The sequence below is a fragment of the Aquabacterium sp. genome (assembly GCF_004297345.1).
Taxonomy (GTDB): domain Bacteria; phylum Pseudomonadota; class Gammaproteobacteria; order Burkholderiales; family Burkholderiaceae_C; genus Aquabacterium.
Map to the genome: position 1 here is coordinate 1 of NZ_SCTN01000160.1, position 17613 is coordinate 17613.

General features: G+C 63.2%; 15 protein-coding genes. 11 read left to right on the top strand and 4 right to left on the bottom strand.

What is annotated here, in order from left to right; translation table 11 throughout:
* A partial coding sequence (locus EPO09_RS05350) for an exodeoxyribonuclease III (protein ID WP_367200044.1) occupies positions 1–772 on the top strand: 772 nt, incomplete at its 5' end.
* Between the two features lie 81 nt (positions 773–853).
* On the opposite strand, the gene EPO09_RS05355 is transcribed toward EPO09_RS05350, so the two are convergent.
* The gene (locus EPO09_RS05355) at positions 854–2179 is read right to left on the bottom strand and encodes a lipase family protein (RefSeq protein ID WP_290640927.1); all 1326 of its coding nucleotides are present in this window, start codon (positions 2177–2179) and stop codon (positions 854–856) included.
* 267 nt (positions 2180–2446) lie between these two features.
* Here EPO09_RS05355 and EPO09_RS05360 point away from each other — a divergent pair, with 267 nt between their 5' ends.
* Genes EPO09_RS05360 through arsA form a run of 5 tightly spaced genes read left to right on the top strand, consistent with a single transcriptional unit; the run spans position 2447 to position 6710 of the window.
* Positions 2447–2806, top strand: a complete 360-nt coding sequence (locus tag EPO09_RS05360) for a helix-turn-helix transcriptional regulator (protein WP_290640929.1) — start codon at positions 2447–2449, stop codon at positions 2804–2806.
* Positions 2807–2818: 12 nt separating this feature from the next.
* The gene (locus tag EPO09_RS05365; protein ID WP_290640931.1) at positions 2819–3379 is read left to right on the top strand and encodes an ArsI/CadI family heavy metal resistance metalloenzyme; all 561 of its coding nucleotides are present in this window, start codon (positions 2819–2821) and stop codon (positions 3377–3379) included.
* A gap of 10 nt (positions 3380–3389) precedes the next feature.
* The gene (locus EPO09_RS05370; RefSeq protein WP_290640932.1) at positions 3390–3893 is read left to right on the top strand and encodes an arsenate reductase ArsC; all 504 of its coding nucleotides are present in this window, start codon (positions 3390–3392) and stop codon (positions 3891–3893) included.
* A gap of 10 nt (positions 3894–3903) precedes the next feature.
* A complete protein-coding gene (gene arsB / locus EPO09_RS05375) occupies positions 3904–4959 on the top strand; it encodes an ACR3 family arsenite efflux transporter (protein WP_290640933.1) in 1056 nt (351 codons plus the stop codon).
* The gene (gene arsA, locus EPO09_RS05380; RefSeq protein WP_290640935.1) at positions 4956–6710 is read left to right on the top strand and encodes an arsenical pump-driving ATPase; all 1755 of its coding nucleotides are present in this window, start codon (positions 4956–4958) and stop codon (positions 6708–6710) included. The genes arsB and arsA overlap by 4 nt, the downstream gene beginning before the upstream one ends.
* 14 nt (positions 6711–6724) lie before the next feature.
* Here arsA and EPO09_RS05385 read toward each other — a convergent pair whose 3' ends face one another.
* Entirely contained in the window at positions 6725–7393 is a 669-nt protein-coding gene (locus EPO09_RS05385) for a class I SAM-dependent methyltransferase (RefSeq protein ID WP_290640937.1), read from the bottom strand.
* Positions 7394–7422: 29 nt separating this feature from the next.
* Here EPO09_RS05385 and EPO09_RS05390 point away from each other — a divergent pair, with 29 nt between their 5' ends.
* Positions 7423–8085 carry a Crp/Fnr family transcriptional regulator gene (locus EPO09_RS05390; protein ID WP_290640939.1) on the top strand — a complete coding sequence of 221 codons (663 nt, stop codon included), beginning with the start codon at positions 7423–7425 and terminating at the stop codon, positions 8083–8085.
* A 3-nt stretch (positions 8086–8088) separates the two neighbouring features.
* Here EPO09_RS05390 and EPO09_RS05395 read toward each other — a convergent pair whose 3' ends face one another.
* Positions 8089–9408: a GDSL-type esterase/lipase family protein gene (locus EPO09_RS05395; RefSeq protein ID WP_290640942.1), complete on the bottom strand. Its 1320-nt coding sequence runs from the start codon at positions 9406–9408 to the stop codon at positions 8089–8091.
* Positions 9409–9537: 129 nt separating this feature from the next.
* On the opposite strand from EPO09_RS05395, the gene EPO09_RS05400 reads away from it, so the two are divergent.
* The 4 genes from EPO09_RS05400 to EPO09_RS05415 all read left to right on the top strand — a co-directional run bounded on the left by EPO09_RS05400 (position 9538) and on the right by EPO09_RS05415 (position 15098).
* Entirely contained in the window at positions 9538–10548 is a 1011-nt protein-coding gene (locus EPO09_RS05400) for an AraC family transcriptional regulator (RefSeq protein WP_290640944.1), read from the top strand.
* A gap of 300 nt (positions 10549–10848) precedes the next feature.
* A complete protein-coding gene (gene nirB / locus EPO09_RS05405) occupies positions 10849–13359 on the top strand; it encodes a nitrite reductase large subunit NirB (protein WP_290640946.1) in 2511 nt (836 codons plus the stop codon).
* Positions 13360–13383: 24 nt separating this feature from the next.
* Complete coding sequence (gene nirD, locus EPO09_RS05410) at positions 13384–13722, top strand: nitrite reductase small subunit NirD (RefSeq protein ID WP_290640949.1); 339 nt, start codon at positions 13384–13386, stop codon at positions 13720–13722.
* A 53-nt stretch (positions 13723–13775) separates the two neighbouring features.
* Positions 13776–15098 carry a nitrate- and nitrite sensing domain-containing protein gene (locus tag EPO09_RS05415; protein ID WP_290640953.1) on the top strand — a complete coding sequence of 441 codons (1323 nt, stop codon included), beginning with the start codon at positions 13776–13778 and terminating at the stop codon, positions 15096–15098.
* Positions 15099–15127: 29 nt separating this feature from the next.
* On the opposite strand, the gene EPO09_RS05420 is transcribed toward EPO09_RS05415, so the two are convergent.
* Entirely contained in the window at positions 15128–17248 is a 2121-nt protein-coding gene (locus EPO09_RS05420; RefSeq protein WP_290640955.1) for a diguanylate cyclase, read from the bottom strand.
* Between the last annotated feature and the right edge of the window lie 365 nt (positions 17249–17613).

Here is a 17613-nt window from a genome sequence, read left to right on the forward strand (position 1 = left end):
TGCCGCCACCAAAGGCCTGGTGCCCTGGGCTGAAACCATGTCCGCCGATTGTATGGGCGTGCAGGAGCTCAAAGTTCATGTCGACGACATGCCAGAGCCCCTGAAAGCATTCGCCGGCATGAACGGCCACTTCCACCATGCAGAAAAGAAGGGCTACTCGGGCGTCGGGCTGTATACGAAGCACGAACCTTCGGACGTGATCGTCGGCCTGGGCGGCAACGACCCCAGCGGCGAGTTCGACCCCGAAGGCCGCTACGTGGAACTGCGCTTTGACAAACCCGGCCGCAAGCTCTCGCTGATCAGCTGCTACTTCCCCAGCGGCTCCAGCTCGGAAGAGCGCCAAGAGGCCAAGTACCGTTTCCTGGACATCATCGAGCCTCACCTGGCTTCACTGCGCGGCCAGCGCGAGTTCATCCTGATCGGCGACGTCAACATCGCCCACAAGGAGGCCGATCTGAAGAACTGGAAGGGCAACCTGAAGAGTTCAGGCTTCCTGCCCGAAGAACGCGCCTGGATGACCAGGCTGCTGGACACAGCCGGCAAGACGCACCTGGTCGATGTGTACCGCACCATTCATCCCGACACGACAGACGAGTGCTACACATGGTGGAGCAACCGCGGCCAGGCGCGTGCGAAGAACGTGGGGTGGCGCATTGATTACCACCTGGCCACACCCGCACTGGCTGAAACCGCGCGCGCTGCCAGCGTCTACAAGGACAGCTGGTTCAGCGATCACGCGCCATTGACCGTGGATTACGACTTTCAGATCTGAAGCGCATCTCAATCACATGCGCTGAACGACAAAAGGGGCGACCAAGTCGCCCCTTTTTCATACCCGAAACGTGCTGGACGTTCAGGGGTTGTACACGATCGGTGTCAGCGGATTGCCCACAGCGATGCTGGAGCAGTTCTGAGGCGCAGCCTTGCCGGCGAAGCGGTCATCCACCCAGGCGGTGGCCCAAGGCAGCCAATTGGCGATGCTCAGGAAGTGGCTCGAACCCCATTCCTTGTGCTGCACGGCCACGCCCTTGGCGCAGTACTCGCGGGCCAGCGTACGAACGTCACCTGCCAGCATCACGCCGTCGCCCTTGCCCCAGATCGGAGAAACCTTGGTCAACTCCAGGGTGCCGCCGGTGCCTTGCCCGATCTGCAGCGGGATGGACGGCGTGCCACCCGTACCCATGATGACCTTGTTCACAGCCATCACATACTCGGGAATCTTGGTACGGTCCTGGTACTCGGGCAAGACGAGGTCTTTCCAGGTCACCTTGGTGTACTGCCCCAGCACGTAGGCGATGGACGCCTTCTGCATCTTGTCAAAGACTTCCAGACCACGTGGGGTCAGGTACTTCTTGATGTCGATCTCGTAAGAGCGAGAAACGCCCAGAACCGCCATGGGCATCACGCCACCCCAGATGGTCGCGCCTTCCACATAGGTCAGGTTGTGCTCGGGGCTCACCAGAGTGCCACCGAAAGCCGCACCGATCAGGTTGTCGCTCAGATCAGGTGCATAGCTGGGCGCCAGTTCAGCGGCCCACTCGGTGGCGATCGCGCCGCCCGAGTAGCCCATCATCACGACCTTGGCATTCTTGTCCAGACCGATCTGCGAGGAGTTGAAAGTGGCACGGATCGAATCCAGCGTGTTGTAGCCGTACTCGGGGCCTGCTGCGAAGTTGGCCTTCTGACCTTCGGTGTCAGAGATGACGACCGTGTAGCCCTTCTTCACATAAGAGCCGAACAGCACGGCTTCGACGGCAGGCAGGACATCCGGCAGACGTGTGCCGCCAGCATAGGCGCGCGAAGGGCCGTCTTCCGGATTCAACGAGTCATAGAAGGACTGGTACGAGATGACCTTGTTCTTGTTGGCGCAACTGACCTTGCTGCAGTCAGGCGTGAAGATGGTCGTCACGTTGGCTGTGGGACGCAGCTTGGCATCGGTCGAGCGGTACACGATCTGGGTGGCCTGGTAGGAGGTCTTCAGGCCAGCGAGGGTCGCCGTGATCGTGCGGGTCTTGAGGATCGTGCCTGGTGCGGCAGCAGCCAGTTGAGCGCTGTCGGCGTACTGGAAGAACGGATCTGGCGTGGTGGCCGCGTGGACCCCGCCTTGCACCATCAGTGCGGCAACGGCTGCCTGAGCAGCAGTCCAGAAAAGGCGCGGGGTCTTGGTAGGAACTTGCATCAATGTCTCCTCTCGTCCAGCACGAGATCTTTGTCAAACTGAGTCGAGCGGCTGAACCACTCGTTTGCCTTGACAGCTGTTCTGTGCAGCTGTTGAGGTGTCATCGTGCCGACAAAGATTTGATCCAACTGTCGAGGATTGGACAGATCCGGGGTTTGTGATAACAGTGGTTTCCTGAATAGGGAAAGCCCAGGGACAACATGCGCAAGCCACTCGCGGAGGCAAGCAAAGGCTTGACGGAAACGATAATTCAACTATTATTGAATAATGGAAGAGAAAGACGTCGTCAAATCCCTCGCCGCACTGGCGCAGCCCGTCCGCCTGCGCGTGTTTCGCGCGCTGGTGGTGGCGGGGCCGCAAGGGCTCACGCCCGGTGCCTTGACCGAGCAACTTGAGGTGCCAGCCACCTCGCTGTCCTTCCATCTCAAGGAGTTGATGCACGCGGCGCTGGTCTCACAAGAGCGCGAAGGGCGCAATCTGATCTACCGCGCCTCGTTCGAGCACATGAACGGCTTGCTGGGCTACCTCACCGAGCACTGCTGCCAGGGCCAGCCCTGCAGCGCCACTGAATCCACCACCGAATCACTCAAAGGCAAGCGCGCACCGGGCGCCTGCTCCACCTGCTGACAGGAGACCGCCATGAAGCGCTTTCACGTTCACATCCATGTCGAAGACCTCGCTCGCAACATCGACTTCTATTCGAAGATGTTCGGCACACGACCAACCCGCGTCGAATCCGACTACGCCAAGTGGATGCTCGATGAGCCCGCCGTGAACTTTGCCATCTCCACACGAGGCCATGGCCATGTAGGCCTGGACCATCTGGGCATCCAGGTGGACAACGATGCCGACCTGGCCGCACTCAAACAACAGGCGCAAACAGCGGACCTGGCCTTGATCGACGAAGGCGCCACCACCTGCTGCTATGCCCGCAGCGACAAGCACTGGGTGATGGATCCGCAAGGCCTGCCCTGGGAGCACTTCCGCACGCTGGGCAGCATCCCGACCTTCCGCGAATCGCCTGACCTGACGCAGGCCAGCCCGGCCGCATCGAGCAGCGATGCCAGCCCTTGCTGCACCCCGCTGCCACCTGCCTCATCCACAGAGACCAAGGCTGCCGACAGCGCCTGTTGCACGCCCCTGCCCCGCAGCAAAGGCATCGCCATTCCCATCAAACAAGCCGGCTCCGGCTGCTGCTGATTCCTCGACCATGACTGTTCACGTACTGATCCTGTGCACACACAACTCGGCACGCAGCGTGCTCTCCGAAGGCATGCTCAACCACCTGGCCCGACAACTGGGCAAGGATGTCCAGGCACACAGCGCCGGCAGCGCACCGAGCGGGCGCATCAACCCGTTCGCCCTTGAAGCGCTGCACAACGCCGGCATCGACACTGCGGCCTACCGCAGCAAGAGTTGGGATGAGTTCACCACCCCCGATGCGCCGCCACTGTCCATCGTCATCACGGTATGCGACAGCGCTGCGGCCGAAGCCTGCCCGGTGTTCTTTGGCGGCCAGGGGCAGCCTGTGAAGGTGCACTGGGGCTATCCGGACCCATCCAACGCTGAAGGCGGCGAAGAGGGCAAGCGTCGGGCCTTCGAGCTGACACGTCAGGCCATTGGCTACAAGATGCTGCAGTTGCTGGCCTTGCCGCTGAGCACCATGGACAAGCCTCAACTGGCGGACGCACTGGCCGCCATCGCGCGCAGCTGAAGGGATCACGATGTCGCAGTCTGGTACGGCACCCATGAGTGTCTTCGAGCGCTACCTCACGGTCTGGGTCTTCCTGTGCATCGTGACGGGCATCGGCCTGGGGCAACTGGCCCCCGCGCCCTTTCAGGCCATCGGCCGCATGGAGGTCGCGCAAGTCAACCTGCCAGTGGGCCTGCTCATCTGGGTGATGATCATCCCCATGCTGATCAAGGTGGACTTCAACAGCCTGGCGCAGGTCAAGTCACACTGGAAAGGCATCGGGGTCACGCTGTTCGTGAACTGGGCGGTGAAGCCTTTTTCCATGGCCTTGCTCGGCTGGCTGTTCGTGCGTCAGGTCTTTGCACCCTGGTTGCCCGCCGATCAGCTCGACAGCTACATCGCCGGCCTGATCCTGCTGGCCGCAGCGCCCTGCACGGCCATGGTGTTCGTGTGGAGCCGCCTGACCAACGGGCATCCGCTGTTCACGCTCAGCCAGGTTGCGCTCAATGACACCATCATGGTGTTTGCCTTTGCGCCCCTCGTCGGGCTGCTGCTGGGCTTGTCGGCCATCACCGTGCCATGGGACACGCTGGTGACCTCGGTGGTGCTCTATATCGTCTTGCCTGTCATCGTGGCGCAAGTCATGCGCAAGGCGCTGCTGGCGCGCGGGCAGGCCGCCTTTGACGCCGCACTGGCGCGCATCGGCCCTTGGTCGATCTCGGCCTTGCTGGCCACCCTGGTGTTGCTGTTTGCCTTCCAGGGGCAGGCCATCATCCAACAACCCCTGGTCATCGGCATGCTGGCCGTACCCATCCTGATCCAGGTGTTCTTCAATGCCGGGCTGGCCTACTGGCTCAACCGCAAGCTGGGAGAAGCACACAGCGTGGCCTGCCCGTCCGCGCTGATTGGTGCCAGCAACTTCTTTGAACTGGCCGTGGCGGCGGCCATCAGTCTGTTTGGTTTTCAGTCGGGTGCGGCCCTGTCCACCGTGGTGGGCGTGCTCATTGAAGTTCCCGTAATGCTGCTGGTCGTGCGTCTGGTCAACCAGAGCAAGGGCTGGTACGAACAAGGCGCCATACGTCCATGAACCTGCTGCCCCACCCCACCCGATACGTCTTCTTCACTGGCAAGGGCGGTGTGGGCAAGACCTCGCTGTCCACCGCCACGGCGATCCAATTGGCCGATGGCGGCGCGAAGGTATTGCTGGTCAGCACGGATGCCGCCTCCAACCTGGACGAGATGCTGGGCGTGCCCCTGAGCAATGCGCCCACACCTGTGCCAGGTGTGCCCGGCTTGTCTGTGCTCAACATTGACCCCGAAGTCGCTGCCGAAAACTACCGGCAGCGCGTGCTGTCGCAACTGGAAGGACACAGCAGCGCGCAAGAACGCGAGACCGTTCGCGAACAACTGTCTGGCGCCTGCACAACAGAGATCGCGTCGTTCGACGAGTTCTCTGGCCTGCTGGGCGAAGGCGCCGCGGCCTATGACCATGTGGTGTTCGACACAGCGCCCACGGGCCATACCTTGCGCCTGCTCAGCCTGCCCAAGGCCTGGAGTGGCTTTCTCAAGGGCAATGACCGTGGCGCCTCCTGCCTAGGCCCTCACTCCGGTCTCAAGATGCAAGAAGCGCGCTTCAATGCCGCACTGGCTGCGCTGAGCGACGAGGCACTCACCACCATCGTGCTGGTTGCCAGAGCAGACAAGGGTGCCTTGAACGAAGCCGCGCGCACATCCGACGAACTGCGTGAACTCGGCCTGCAACACCAACGCCTGGTCATCAATGGCGTGTTCCACGCCAGCGTGGCCGGTGATGCCGTGGCCGACGCGCTGGCAGCGCTGGGCCAGGACGCCATCCGCGAGATGCCACCCGCGCTGCAAGCACTGCCACAGGCCATGGTGCCACTGCGCGGCTTTGACACGGTGGGCCTACCCGCCCTTCGCGCCTTGCTGGACGATCAAGCCGCCGCAGCGCTGGCGCCGGCAGCCCATGATGCGCTCGACAACTGGTCTGCAGATGGCCTGAACAAGCTGGTCGAAGAACTGGCAACCGAGGGCAAAGGCCTGATCATGGTGATGGGCAAGGGTGGCGTGGGCAAGACCACGGTGGCTGCAGCCCTGGCCATGGGGCTGGTACAGCGCGGGCATGCCGTGCACCTGAGCACCACGGATCCTGCGGCACACCTTGCCGCCACGTTGGAAGGCCAATTGCCCGGACTGGATGTCAGCCGCATCGACCCCAAGGTTGAGACGCAACGCTACATCGACAAGATCATGGCCACACGCGGCATGCAACTCGACGAGCAGGAGAAAGCCCTGTTGCTGGAAGACCTGCAATCGCCGTGTACCGAAGAGGTTGCGGTGTTCCATGCGTTCTCACGCACGGTATCGGCGGCGCGCAGTGCCTTTGTGGTGCTCGACACAGCTCCGACCGGCCACTCACTGCTGCTGATGGACGCCACAGGTGCCTATCACCGCCAGATGACCCGAGAGTACGAAGGCCGATCGGCTGCGCACCTGGTGACCCCCTTGATGCGGCTGCAAGACGCCCGCTACACGCGCATCATCCTGGTGACCTTGCCGGAGACCACGCCGGTCTCTCAGGCTGCGGCATTGCAAGACGACCTGCGACGCGCCCACATCGAGCCCTACGCCTGGGTGGTCAACAAGTCCATCCTGGCCTCGCACACCCAGGACCCTTTGCTGCACGCTCGACTGCTCGGCGAGCAGCGACAACTGGCGCGCATTGCCCAAGGCCTGGCCACACGAACCTTCGCCATTCCATGGGCGGCGCAAGCGCCTGTCGGGTTGACAGGGCTCGCGCAACTGCTACAAGCTTGAGGCCCGCCCGCACATCACCGAGGCCTGATCGCCGTCACGATCTCGGAGGGTGCGCGCCCAGCGATGAACGTACGCCTCACATCCATGAAGCCCGCCGCCTGCACCGCGGGCGACATCAGCACAGGCCGACACGCGCCCAACAGATACAAGGTCAAGGCTTTGGGCAACAAGGTATACAAGCGCTCGCGCATGTCGCGGGATGCCGCACTGGCCTTGCTCATGTTCAGCAACACCATCCGGCCGCCTGGCTTGAGCACCCGCTTGAACTCGGCCAGGATGCCAGGCATGTCGGCCTCGGGGATCAGGTCCAGCATGTAGGCGTTGTAGACCACATCGAACTGCTGATCCGCGAAAGGCAGGCGCCGCGCATCTGCCTGGCGCAGATCGAGCCGGGCAAAGCCGGCATCCAGCAGCCTTTGGCGCGTCATGGACAGCATGCCAGGCGAAAGATCGGCCCCGTGGACAGTCGTGTCACGCCCCACTCGCCCAGCCAGTTCACGCAGCGCAAGCCCCGGACCGACTGCCACCTCCAGCACCGATTCGCCTGGCTGAATCGAGGCCGCATCAATGGCTTGCTCGTGGTACGGCCACTCCACCACCGCCACCGTTTTGCTGTAGACCCATTTGCGTCGATCGTAGGCTCGCTGAATCGCCTGCGCGCTGTATGAGTTTGCCGTGATCATCATTCATCTCCTGTCGTTGCGATACGCCCATGGTCTCGAATCAACTCGCCCACGTCGTTAACCCAGGTTCACGCGTCGATCAGAAGGACATGCTCGCGGCCTGCCCTGCTTGCGGCGCCAACCTTGAGCGGCTCATCGCCGAAGACGCGGATCTGGCTCAGGCCTGGGCTGGCTTGCCTCGGAGGCGGCTGGAGGCCGGGCAATTGCTGGCGCAGCCAGGCGATGTCGCGCAGGCGGTGTGGCGCGTGGAAAGCGGCCTCGTGCGGACCTGCTACCTCTCGCCAGATGGGCTGGAGCGCAACCGCTCATTTCACCTGGAGGGCCAATGGATCGGCGCAGGCAGCCCGCCTCGTGTGGCTGTGATGCCTTACGCCGTGGAGGCGCTGGAAACCACTGTGCTCACGGAGCTGCCCTACGCCATCCTGACGGCATGGGGCCATCGTGCCGACCTGAAGGACAGGCTGACCGAGGCCCTCGCCATCACCTTGCACAAGCGAGATGAGCGAGAAGCCAGCCTGCTGATGCTGGATGCCAGCCAGCGCTATGTGGCTTTCATGCGCACCGAGCCAGCGCTGGCCAGCAGGGTGCCTTTGCATCATGTCGCGAGCTACCTGGGCATCACGAACGTCGCCTTGTCACGCATACGGCGCAAGCTGAAGGCGCAGGGTGTCTTGCCGCATGCAAGGGGCTAGCCCTCAAAGCCCAGCAGTGAAGCCCGACAGGTTCACGCAAGCGGCCATCGCCGCATACCCGGCGCCATTGGGATGCAGGCCATCGCCGCTGTCATAAGCGGGGCGCAGATGCGATGGCCGAGCGGGATCCTGCATGCAGGGATCGAAATCGATCACGGCATCCGGCACACCGCTTGTGCGGACCCATTGATTGACCGCCTGGCGTGCGACATCCACAGCCGCGCTGCCGTGCGCCAGCCCGAACGTGGCACCTCGTGAAGGCAAGAGCGTGCCCACGGTCACGCGGATATGCGCAGCGTGCAAACGCTGAACCACATCACTCAGGCTGGTGATCAGGTTCTGCCCTGTGACGCTGGGGAACAAGGCAAAGCCCAGATCATTGATGCCCAGCAACACGACGGCATCGGTGACGCCAGGCAAGCTCGTCACATCACGCGCCAGACGGCTTTGCCCGGCCGGCCCGAACATGGGCAGCACAGGCCCAGACAGCAGGCGGTTGCCACTGATGGCCGCGCTCACGAATGTGGCCTGCACGCCCTCGGCTTGCGCCCGCCGCTGCAGGAAATCAGGGAAGCGCAGATCGCGCCCGATCGGCTCGCTGCCAGGCAGCAAAGGAATGCCACTGGCACTGCCCATGAAGCCATCCGTGATCGAATCACCGAACATGGCCACCACACGGCGTGGGCTGGCGTCTGCGGGGATCACATCCAGGCGGTCAATCAGCACATGGGACGCCAGCAGCAGGTTGCTGTTGCGGCTGAAGCCTTGCGCTGCGGCCTGCGCGCTGGCATCACCCCGCGCAGTCCAGATCAGCTCGTTGCCATTGAAGTGGCGGCTCATCGAGAGCGCGCTATCCGGGATGTACAAGCTCACGGCCAGACGCTGCATGGCCTGCACGGGCAAGGCCACCGGATCGCTGTAGCGGCTTTCGCCTGGCGCGAGCTCCACACCGGTGTGCCCGCCAAAGCGCAAAGCCACAGGGCCGGCCCCCGCGATCTCGGCGCCTCCCGCTGACACGCCGATGCTTCCCGCCCCGATGCGCACGGGCTTGCTGCCATACAGATTGCTCAGTCGCAAGCGCACCTGGGTGCCCGCAGCGTGCGTGGTCAGGATCTGGCGCAGCGTTGACTTCTGGGCGGAGACAGACAGAAACGCGTCACCCTGAGGCGCCTGCCAGGCGGCAGACCATGCCTGGCCCGAGGCAGCGCCTGAAGCCACATCAACTGGTACGGTTTGCGCCCCGGCTGAGCCCATGAACACGGCCATGCAGGCCCCGAAGATGGTCGTCCGCCAGCTTGACCTGACCCGATTTGTATGCAGCATGTGTCACCTCTTGTTGGTCTCGAAACAGTGAGGCGATTGTGGGTATCAGGGCTTGTTCGCAATGTGCAGAACTCGTCAGGGCCTTAGCATTTCTCGTCACCACCTACGCCCACAAGGGAATACCTGTAGATGACGCATTCGGACTCGTCACCTGCTCGCTACCTGCATCTGTTCATGCGCATGCTGGAGCAGCGCGACATCGACTGCACACCGGCCTTGAGCCCATTGGGGGTCGATCGCGCCAGCCTGGCTCACCCTGTCGCCAAGGTCCCCACGCTCCCTGCCATCGAGGTCTTCCAGCGCCTGGTGGCACAACATGGCGGCCCGGCCTTGGGCCTGGAAGCGGGGCGGCTCATCACGTGGGGCGAACTGGGCGACATGGGCCGCGCCATGCTCAGTTGCGACACCTTCGGCGAAGCGATGTGCTGCGCCCAGGAGTTCTACCCGCTCATCGCCCCGACATTCCGCATGGACGTGACGCGCCAGCCGCAGTCGATGACCTTGACGTGGCGCCCCGTCCGGGCGGTGCCCTACGACTTCGTGCTGTTCTGCTTTGACATGGCCCTGGGCACCATGGATGCCATGCTGGCGCGCATGCTGGGTGATGCAGCGCCTTTTTGCGATGCCTACCTGACCCGCGCGCGCCCGGCGCATGTGGCCGCCTATCGATCATTGCGACGCCTGCGCTGCCACTTTGGTGAGCCTGGCGTGCCCAGCTTGCGCCTGGACCTGCCACCAGATCTGTGGGATCACCCCATGGCCATGCGCAACCCTGATGAACTGGCCGTGCTGCGCGCCGGGCTGCAACGCAAAGTTCAGCCCGTGACCACCGATGGCATGAGCCAGTGGGTGGACATGATGTTGCGCGAAGCCACGGGCGAGCAACCCAGCCAGGCCTTTCTGGCACAGGTGGCAGGCATGTCCACCAGCAGCCTGGCGCGGCGTCTGGCGGCAGAGGGCACGACGTTTCGGGCGATCGCCAACCGCACCCGCCACGACCTCGCCCGCCAATTGCTCAAAGGCGGCGAACTGAGCGTGACCGATGTCGGCTCGCGCCTGGGTTATGCCGACACGCCCAGCTTCGTGCGCGCCTTCAAGGCCGCCGAAGGGACCACGCCGGGCCGGTTCGCGAAACCTTGATCCCTTGCGGGCACGGCTCCCTGATTTGGCGCGGCCTCAACACCACGCCGAGGCGCACAAGGCACACATTTGGTGCGAACCGGGCCCTCACACCCCCTCTCCCGGCTGGCACACCACTTGCGTATATCTCTGCGCACCCACAGGTATCGTCGCCTTGGTGCATGTATTGGTTCTCCGCTAACGACGGCGGAATGCAGTCAGAAGGCCGCTCCTTGGTGAGCCTGAGCTGGCTGTTCTCTCATTGGTTTCAGCCTTGCCGGCACAACAGGCAGGCGCACCTCTACCGTCGCAGGAGTTCTCATGAAAATCGTCGTTGTCGGTCATGGCATGGTTGGCCACAAGTTCCTCGAAAGCCTGGTCGAGTCCGGCCTGAAGGATGCCGAGGTCACGGTACTGTGCGAAGAGCCCCGTCCCGCTTACGACCGGGTGCACCTCTCCGAATTTTTCTCCGGCAAGACGGCTGACGATCTGTCCCTGGTCGAGCCCGGCTTCTTCGAGCGCACCGGCTTCAAGCTGCGTCTGGCCGCCAAGGCCGTGGCCATCGAACGCCGCACCAATACGGTGACAACGGCCGACGGGGAAGAGTTGCGCTACGACAAGCTGGTGCTCGCCACTGGCTCCGTGCCGTTCGTGCCGCCCGTCCCCGGCCGTGAGCGCAACAAGTGCTTCGTCTACCGCACCATCGAAGACCTCGAAGGCATGAAGGCCGCAGGTGCCAAGGCCAAGAACGGCGTGGTCGTCGGTGGTGGCCTGCTGGGCCTGGAATGCGCCAAGGCCCTGCGCGACATGGGCCTGGACACCCACGTGATCGAATTCGCCCCGCGCCTGATGGCCGCCCAGGTGGACGAGGGCGGTGGCCGCATCCTGCGCAACAAGATCGAAGCGCTGGGCTTGCACGTGCACACCAGCCACAGCACCGTGAAGATCGTGGATGGCGCCGAGCACCTGCACCGCATGGTGTTCGAAGACGGCAGCTATCTGGAAGTGGACATGATCGTGTTCTCAGCCGGTATCCGCCCACGCGATGAACTGGCCCGTCAATGCGTGCTGGCCATCGGCCCGCGCGGTGGCGTCGTGATTGACAGCGAGTGCCGCACCAGCGACCGCAACATCTACGCGATCGGCGAGTGCGCATCGTGGAACGAGCAGACCTTCGGCCTCGTGGCCCCGGGCTATGACATGGCCCGTGTGGCCGCCCGCCACATCGCCGGACTCGATGACGTGGCCTTCGTGGGCGCCGACATGAGCACCAAGCTCAAGCTGATGGGTGTGGACGTGGCCAGCATCGGCGATGCCCATGGCAAGACGCCGCACAGCCGCGTCTTCCAGTACATCGACGAGGTCAAGCAGATCTACAAGAAGATTGTGGTCAGCGAAGACGGCAAGAAGCTGCTGGGTGCGGTGCTGGTGGGCGATGCGGCCGAGTACGGCACGCTGCTGCAGATGGCGCTCAACGGCATCACCCTGCCCGCCGACCCCGAGTTCCTGATCCTGCCCTCCAGCGATGGCAAGGCCAAGCCTGGCCTGGGCCCTGATGCCCTGCCCGACAGCGCCCAGCTGTGCTCGTGCAACAACGTGACCAAGGGCCAGATCTGCAAGGCCGTGTCGGAAGGCGTGACCTCGATCGGCGAGCTGAAGGCCTGCACCAAGGCCGGTGCCACCTGCGGCGGCTGTGTGCCCCTGGTCACGCAGGTGATGAAGGTCGAGATGAAGAAGCAGGGCATGGCGGTGAACAACCACCTGTGCGAACACTTCGCCTACTCGCGCCAGGAAATGTTCCACCTCATCCGCGTGGGCCAGATCAAGTCGTTTGAGGACCTGCTGGCCAAGCATGGCAAGGGCCTGGGCTGCGACATCTGCAAGCCTACCGCCGCCAGCATCTTCGCGTCCTGCTGGAACGAGTTCGTGCTCAAGAAGGATCTGGCCAGCCTGCAAGACAGCAACGACTACTACCTGGGCAACATCCAGAAGGATGGCACCTACTCGGTGGTGCCCCGCATGCCGGCCGGCGAGGTCACGCCCGATGGCCTGATCGCCGTGGGCCAGGTGGCCAAGAAGTACGGCCTGTACACCAAGATCACGGGCGGCCAGCGTGTGGACCTGTTCGGTGCCCGCGTGGAGCAACTGCCCGCCATCTGGGAAGAGCTGATCGCCGCTGGCTTCGAGTCAGGCCATGCTTATGGCAAGTCGCTGCGCACGGTCAAGAGCTGCGTGGGCTCGACCTGGTGCCGCTATGGCGTGGGCGACAGCGTGGGCCTGGCCGTCGAGCTGGAGAACCGCTACAAGGGCCTGCGCGCGCCCCACAAGATCAAGTTCGGCGTATCAGGCTGCACACGTGAATGCGCTGAAGCACAGGGCAAGGACATCGGCGTGATCGCCACCGAAAAGGGCTGGAACCTGTACGTGTGCGGCAACGGCGGCATGAAGCCTCGCCACGCCGAGCTGTTCGCCTCCGACCTGAGCAAGGAAGAGCTGGTGCGCCTGATCGACCGCGTGCTGATGTTCTACGTGCGCACCGCCGATCGCCTGCAACGCACCAGCACCTGGCGCGAGAACCTGGAAGGCGGCCTGGATTACCTCAAGGAGGTCATCCTCAAGGACAGCCTGGGCCTGAACGCCGAGCTGGAAGCCCAGATGCAAGCGGTGGTGGACACCTATGCCTGCGAATGGAAGGCCGCCGTCAACGATCCGGAAACCCGCAAGCGCTTCCGCTCCTTCGTCAACAGCGACAAGGGTGACGAGCACATCGTGTTCGTTGAAGAGCGCGGCCAGATCCGCCCTGCCCGCCCTGAAGAGCGCGCCACGGCCTGATCACGGACAACAAGGATTCACATCATGAGCACTGACACACTGACCTGGACCGCCGTGTGCGCGGCCACCGACATCCTGCCCAATACCGGCGTCTGCGCCTTGGTCGACCAGCGCCACGTGGCCTTGTTCCGCGTCGGGCAAGACCAGTTCTTCGCCATCGACAACGTGGATCCCAAATCGCAAGCCAGCGTGCTTTCGCGCGGGCTGGTTGGCAACCTGGGCGAGCACATCGTCGTGGCTTCGCCGCTGTACAAGAACCACTTCGACCTGCGTACCGGCGCCTGCCTGGAATCGCCCGAGCATTCGGTGCGTGCACACGAAGTGCGCGTGGAAGATGGCCGCGTTCTGGTGGCGATCGACTGACGCAGCACACACATCTGGCGGACAATGAGGGCTTGCCCATCGTCCGTCAGACCATGTCACTTTCCGTCTCACAACTCGTTCTGCGCGCCAAGCAGCTGGAAATCGACGCCGTAGGGCACCTGGCCGAGCGCGTCGAACTGGTGGATGCCATCGGCCAGTTGGTTCATGCGCTGCAGCACGAACGCGGGGCCACCAGCATCTTTCTGGCTTCAGGCGGTCAGCGCTTCGAAACCGAGCGACAAGCCGCGGCCGAAGCCGCCCAGCCGATCGAAGCCAGCCTGCGCGAGTTGCTCACCCGGCAACTGGCACCCGAACAAGGCGCCACCGCACGCACGCTGTCGCTGATGGCCTGGGTGCTGCTGGACCTGGATGCGCTGGCCAACCTGCGCCAGCAAATCACCCAACGCACGCCCACGGCACACGATGCAGTCGCGGCCTTCAGCAAGCTGATCGCTGGCATGGTGGAGCTGGTGTTCCATGTGGCCGATGCTGCAGCGCTGCCTGGTGTGTCTCGCCTGCTCGTGGCCTTCGTGCACCTGGTGCAGGGCAAGGAGGCGGCAGGCCAGGAGCGTGCGGTCGGTGCGCAGTTGTTTGCGTCGGGCGCCTGTGACGAAGCCGAGCAGCAGCGCGTCATCCACCTGATCGATGCGCAAGAGCGCAGCCTGAGCGTGTTCACCGAGTTCGCCGAACCGGCCTTGCGCACACGCTGGCAGCAGCATCAACTCACGCCCAATGTGGCGCAACTGGAGCGCCTGCGGCGCACACTGTGCGCAGCCAAAGCGGGCGCCAGGCTTGATACCAGCCTGAGCGATCTCTGGTTCGACATCACCAGCGAACGCATCTCCGAGATGTGGTCATGGCAAGTCGAGTTGGTGCAATGCCTGCGTGAAGCATGCCAATCTCAACTGGCAGCAGCCAGGCAGGATCTGCTGGATTCGAAAGGCCTGCTGCAACGCCTGCGAGACAACCCGCCGCCCCATACCCATGCCGTAGACCGCTTCTTCAACGCGGCAGAGCGCCCCGATGCAGCGCCGGTTCTGCCAAGCATGTCGGAGGGGCCGGCCGCCAGTGCCACAGGGCCCGCGCATGACGCCCAGGTGTCCTCCATGGTTGATCTGCTGCAAACGCAATCCGCCAGATTGGCCAGCATGGAGGTGGAGTTGGATGCCGCCAGGCGAGCCCTGCATGAACGCAAGGTGATCGAGCGGGCCAAGGGGGCCTTGATGTCCCGTTTGGGGCTGACAGAAGAAGCCGCCTTCCGCTCGCTGCAAAAGGCCTCGATGGACCACAACCGACGCTTGCTGGACGTGGCCGAAGCCACGCTCTCCCTGCCGGACTACTTCTTTACGGGACCAGACAATACGCGCCAGAAGTGAGCCCGATCACCAAACACCGCGCACGCCACTTACAAGGGCGAATCAAACACGCCGTCAGCGCTGGCAGGGGCCGGTGCTTCGAACACCCTGATCGCACGGCGCCCTGACTGCTTGGCGCGATACATGGCGGCATCTGCGCGTTTGAGGCAATCGTCTTCGGCACCTGGCTGCCCTTGGAACAAAACCAGGCCGATGCTGGCACTGCCATGGTGCTCGATGAGCTTGCTCACGCCCGATGCGGTGGGCACGCTCAAGCGATAGGGTTGCGTGAGGAAGGCCAGGATCTTCTCTGCCACGCTCAGCGCATGCCGCATGGCGGCATCGTGGTCAGCCCCCAGATCGCTGAGCACGATCACGAATTCGTCGCCACCAAAGCGCGCCACAGTATCCGCCTCACGCACACAATGCTTGAGGCGAGAGGCCACCTCGATCAACAGCATGTCACCGGCATCATGGCCATGTCGGTCATTGAGTGGCTTGAAGTTATCCAGATCCAGGAACATCAGCGCGGCATACTCGCCTGAGCGTTTGTGCCGCGCCATGGCCAGGCCCAGACGGTCCATCAACAAGCGTCGATTGGGCAGCAAGGTCAGCGGATCCTGATAGGCCATCTGCTGCACACGCTCCTCCATCTTCTTGCGGTCCGTCACGTCTGACAGGAAATTGAGCGCTGCGGGGCGCCCCTCCCACTCAATCGTCGCGCCACTGAGTTCAAACCAGCGCACGCCTTGGTGGCGCGTCGTGATGCGAATCAGGTACATGAAATCCTGAGCGCCGCTCGCCAGGCGTTTGCGCCTGTTGAACGCCAACATCTCGCAGTCTTCCTGATGGATGAACTGACCGAAGGGCTGACCGACCAACTCATCTTCGGTCAAGCCCACTTGCTGGCACAGCTTGGGATTGGCAAAACGAATGAGGTTGCCCTGCACAACGCAGATGCCTTCGTTGGCCGTATCGATCAAGCGCCGATAGCGTTGTTCACTGCAGCGCAGGGCTTCAGCCTCACGGCTGCGTTCGATGGCGATGCTGGCCAGGCTGGCGGACTGCTCGATCAGCGCGAGGTCTGCCGGCGAAGGCACATGGGCTTGCCGGTGGTAGATGGCAAAGGTACCCAGCACCGTGCCGTGCGAAGAGTGGATAGGTTGCGACCAGCAAGCCCCCAGCCCGGAACTGGCCGCCAACGCCTTGAACGGCGCCCAATTTGGATGCTGCGAGATGTCTTCAACCACCACGCGCTCGCCCCGATAGGCTGCCGCGCCACAAGACCCGACGTCAGGACCGATGGCCAGGCCATGGATAGCCGCGTTGTAGGCATCAGGCAGACTCGGGGCAACGCCTTCACCCAGATGTTGCCCTTGTCGATCCAGCAACAACACGCTGCACAACATGCCGGGATGCAGCTGCTCGATACCCTTGACCATGAAGGTGAGGACATCCCGGAGTGCCTGCCCACCAGACAGGCGCTCCAGCACATGGCTGCGAAACTCATCGGCCTGCTGCTGCGCCTGCAAGGCATGCTCGGCACGCTCCTGGTTCATCATGACCAACCCCAGGGAGAGCCACAAAACCCCCACGAGGGCGGACATGAAGGTCACGCCCTGCATCAACCCCGCCTCCGTCACGGATGCGGCCTGCATCACGCCCACAGCGATGCCGGCCACGCGCATGAGCATGACCAGCAACACGGCCGAGGCACCGGCAGCCAGGATATAGGGACCGCGCCCTGGCAACTCATCTCGATGCAGCCACAAGGCCCGCAACAAGATCACGCACTGGAACCCGAAGACCAGGCCGGCCATCAGGAAGCGGGCTTGCTGGTCATGCAGAAAAAAACCGAAAGCTGCGGCAACCAACAGCACTGGCGGCCAAAGCAACACACGGGGAGGCGGTCGATCCACGAACCGGTAAAAACCTTCGCCAAACAGGGCAAACATCGCCGCCACCGCCGTGTTGGCCGCCACGATGGACAGCACGTCCGGGATTTGTCCGCGCAAGCTGTAGAGGGCATAGCCCACGGCGTGCAACATCAGCCCCACCGCCCACAGCAACATGTTGGCGTGGCGCCGATGCGCGATGAACGCAATCGCAGCGCCCATCACGGCGCTGGCGATCACGATCACCAGAAAGAGCGTCGGGGTATGCACGACCATGTAAGCAGGACGGGATTTCGCCTTGTGAACAAACCACTTGTGATGTTGCGCTCGCCACAGCGCGGGCATCGAATCGCAAACAAACAGAAAGACACGTTTGTTCAGCAGATCGTTACCACATCGACATTCAGCGCCGAGGTCTAAAGCCCGATAAAGACCGGAAACCATGGCGTTGCCTGGCGATCGCATCGCTTGCCCGCTGCTTACAGTTCGATCCCTGTCGTCGACATGTTCATGCCGACGCACCCATCTCTTTAGGAGCCCGACATGAACTTCATCAGCCCAGCCGTCTCGTACAAGAACGCGACCGCCGCCGCATTGAGCGGTCTGATGGTCAGTCTGGCAGCCATGTCGGCTTACGCTGG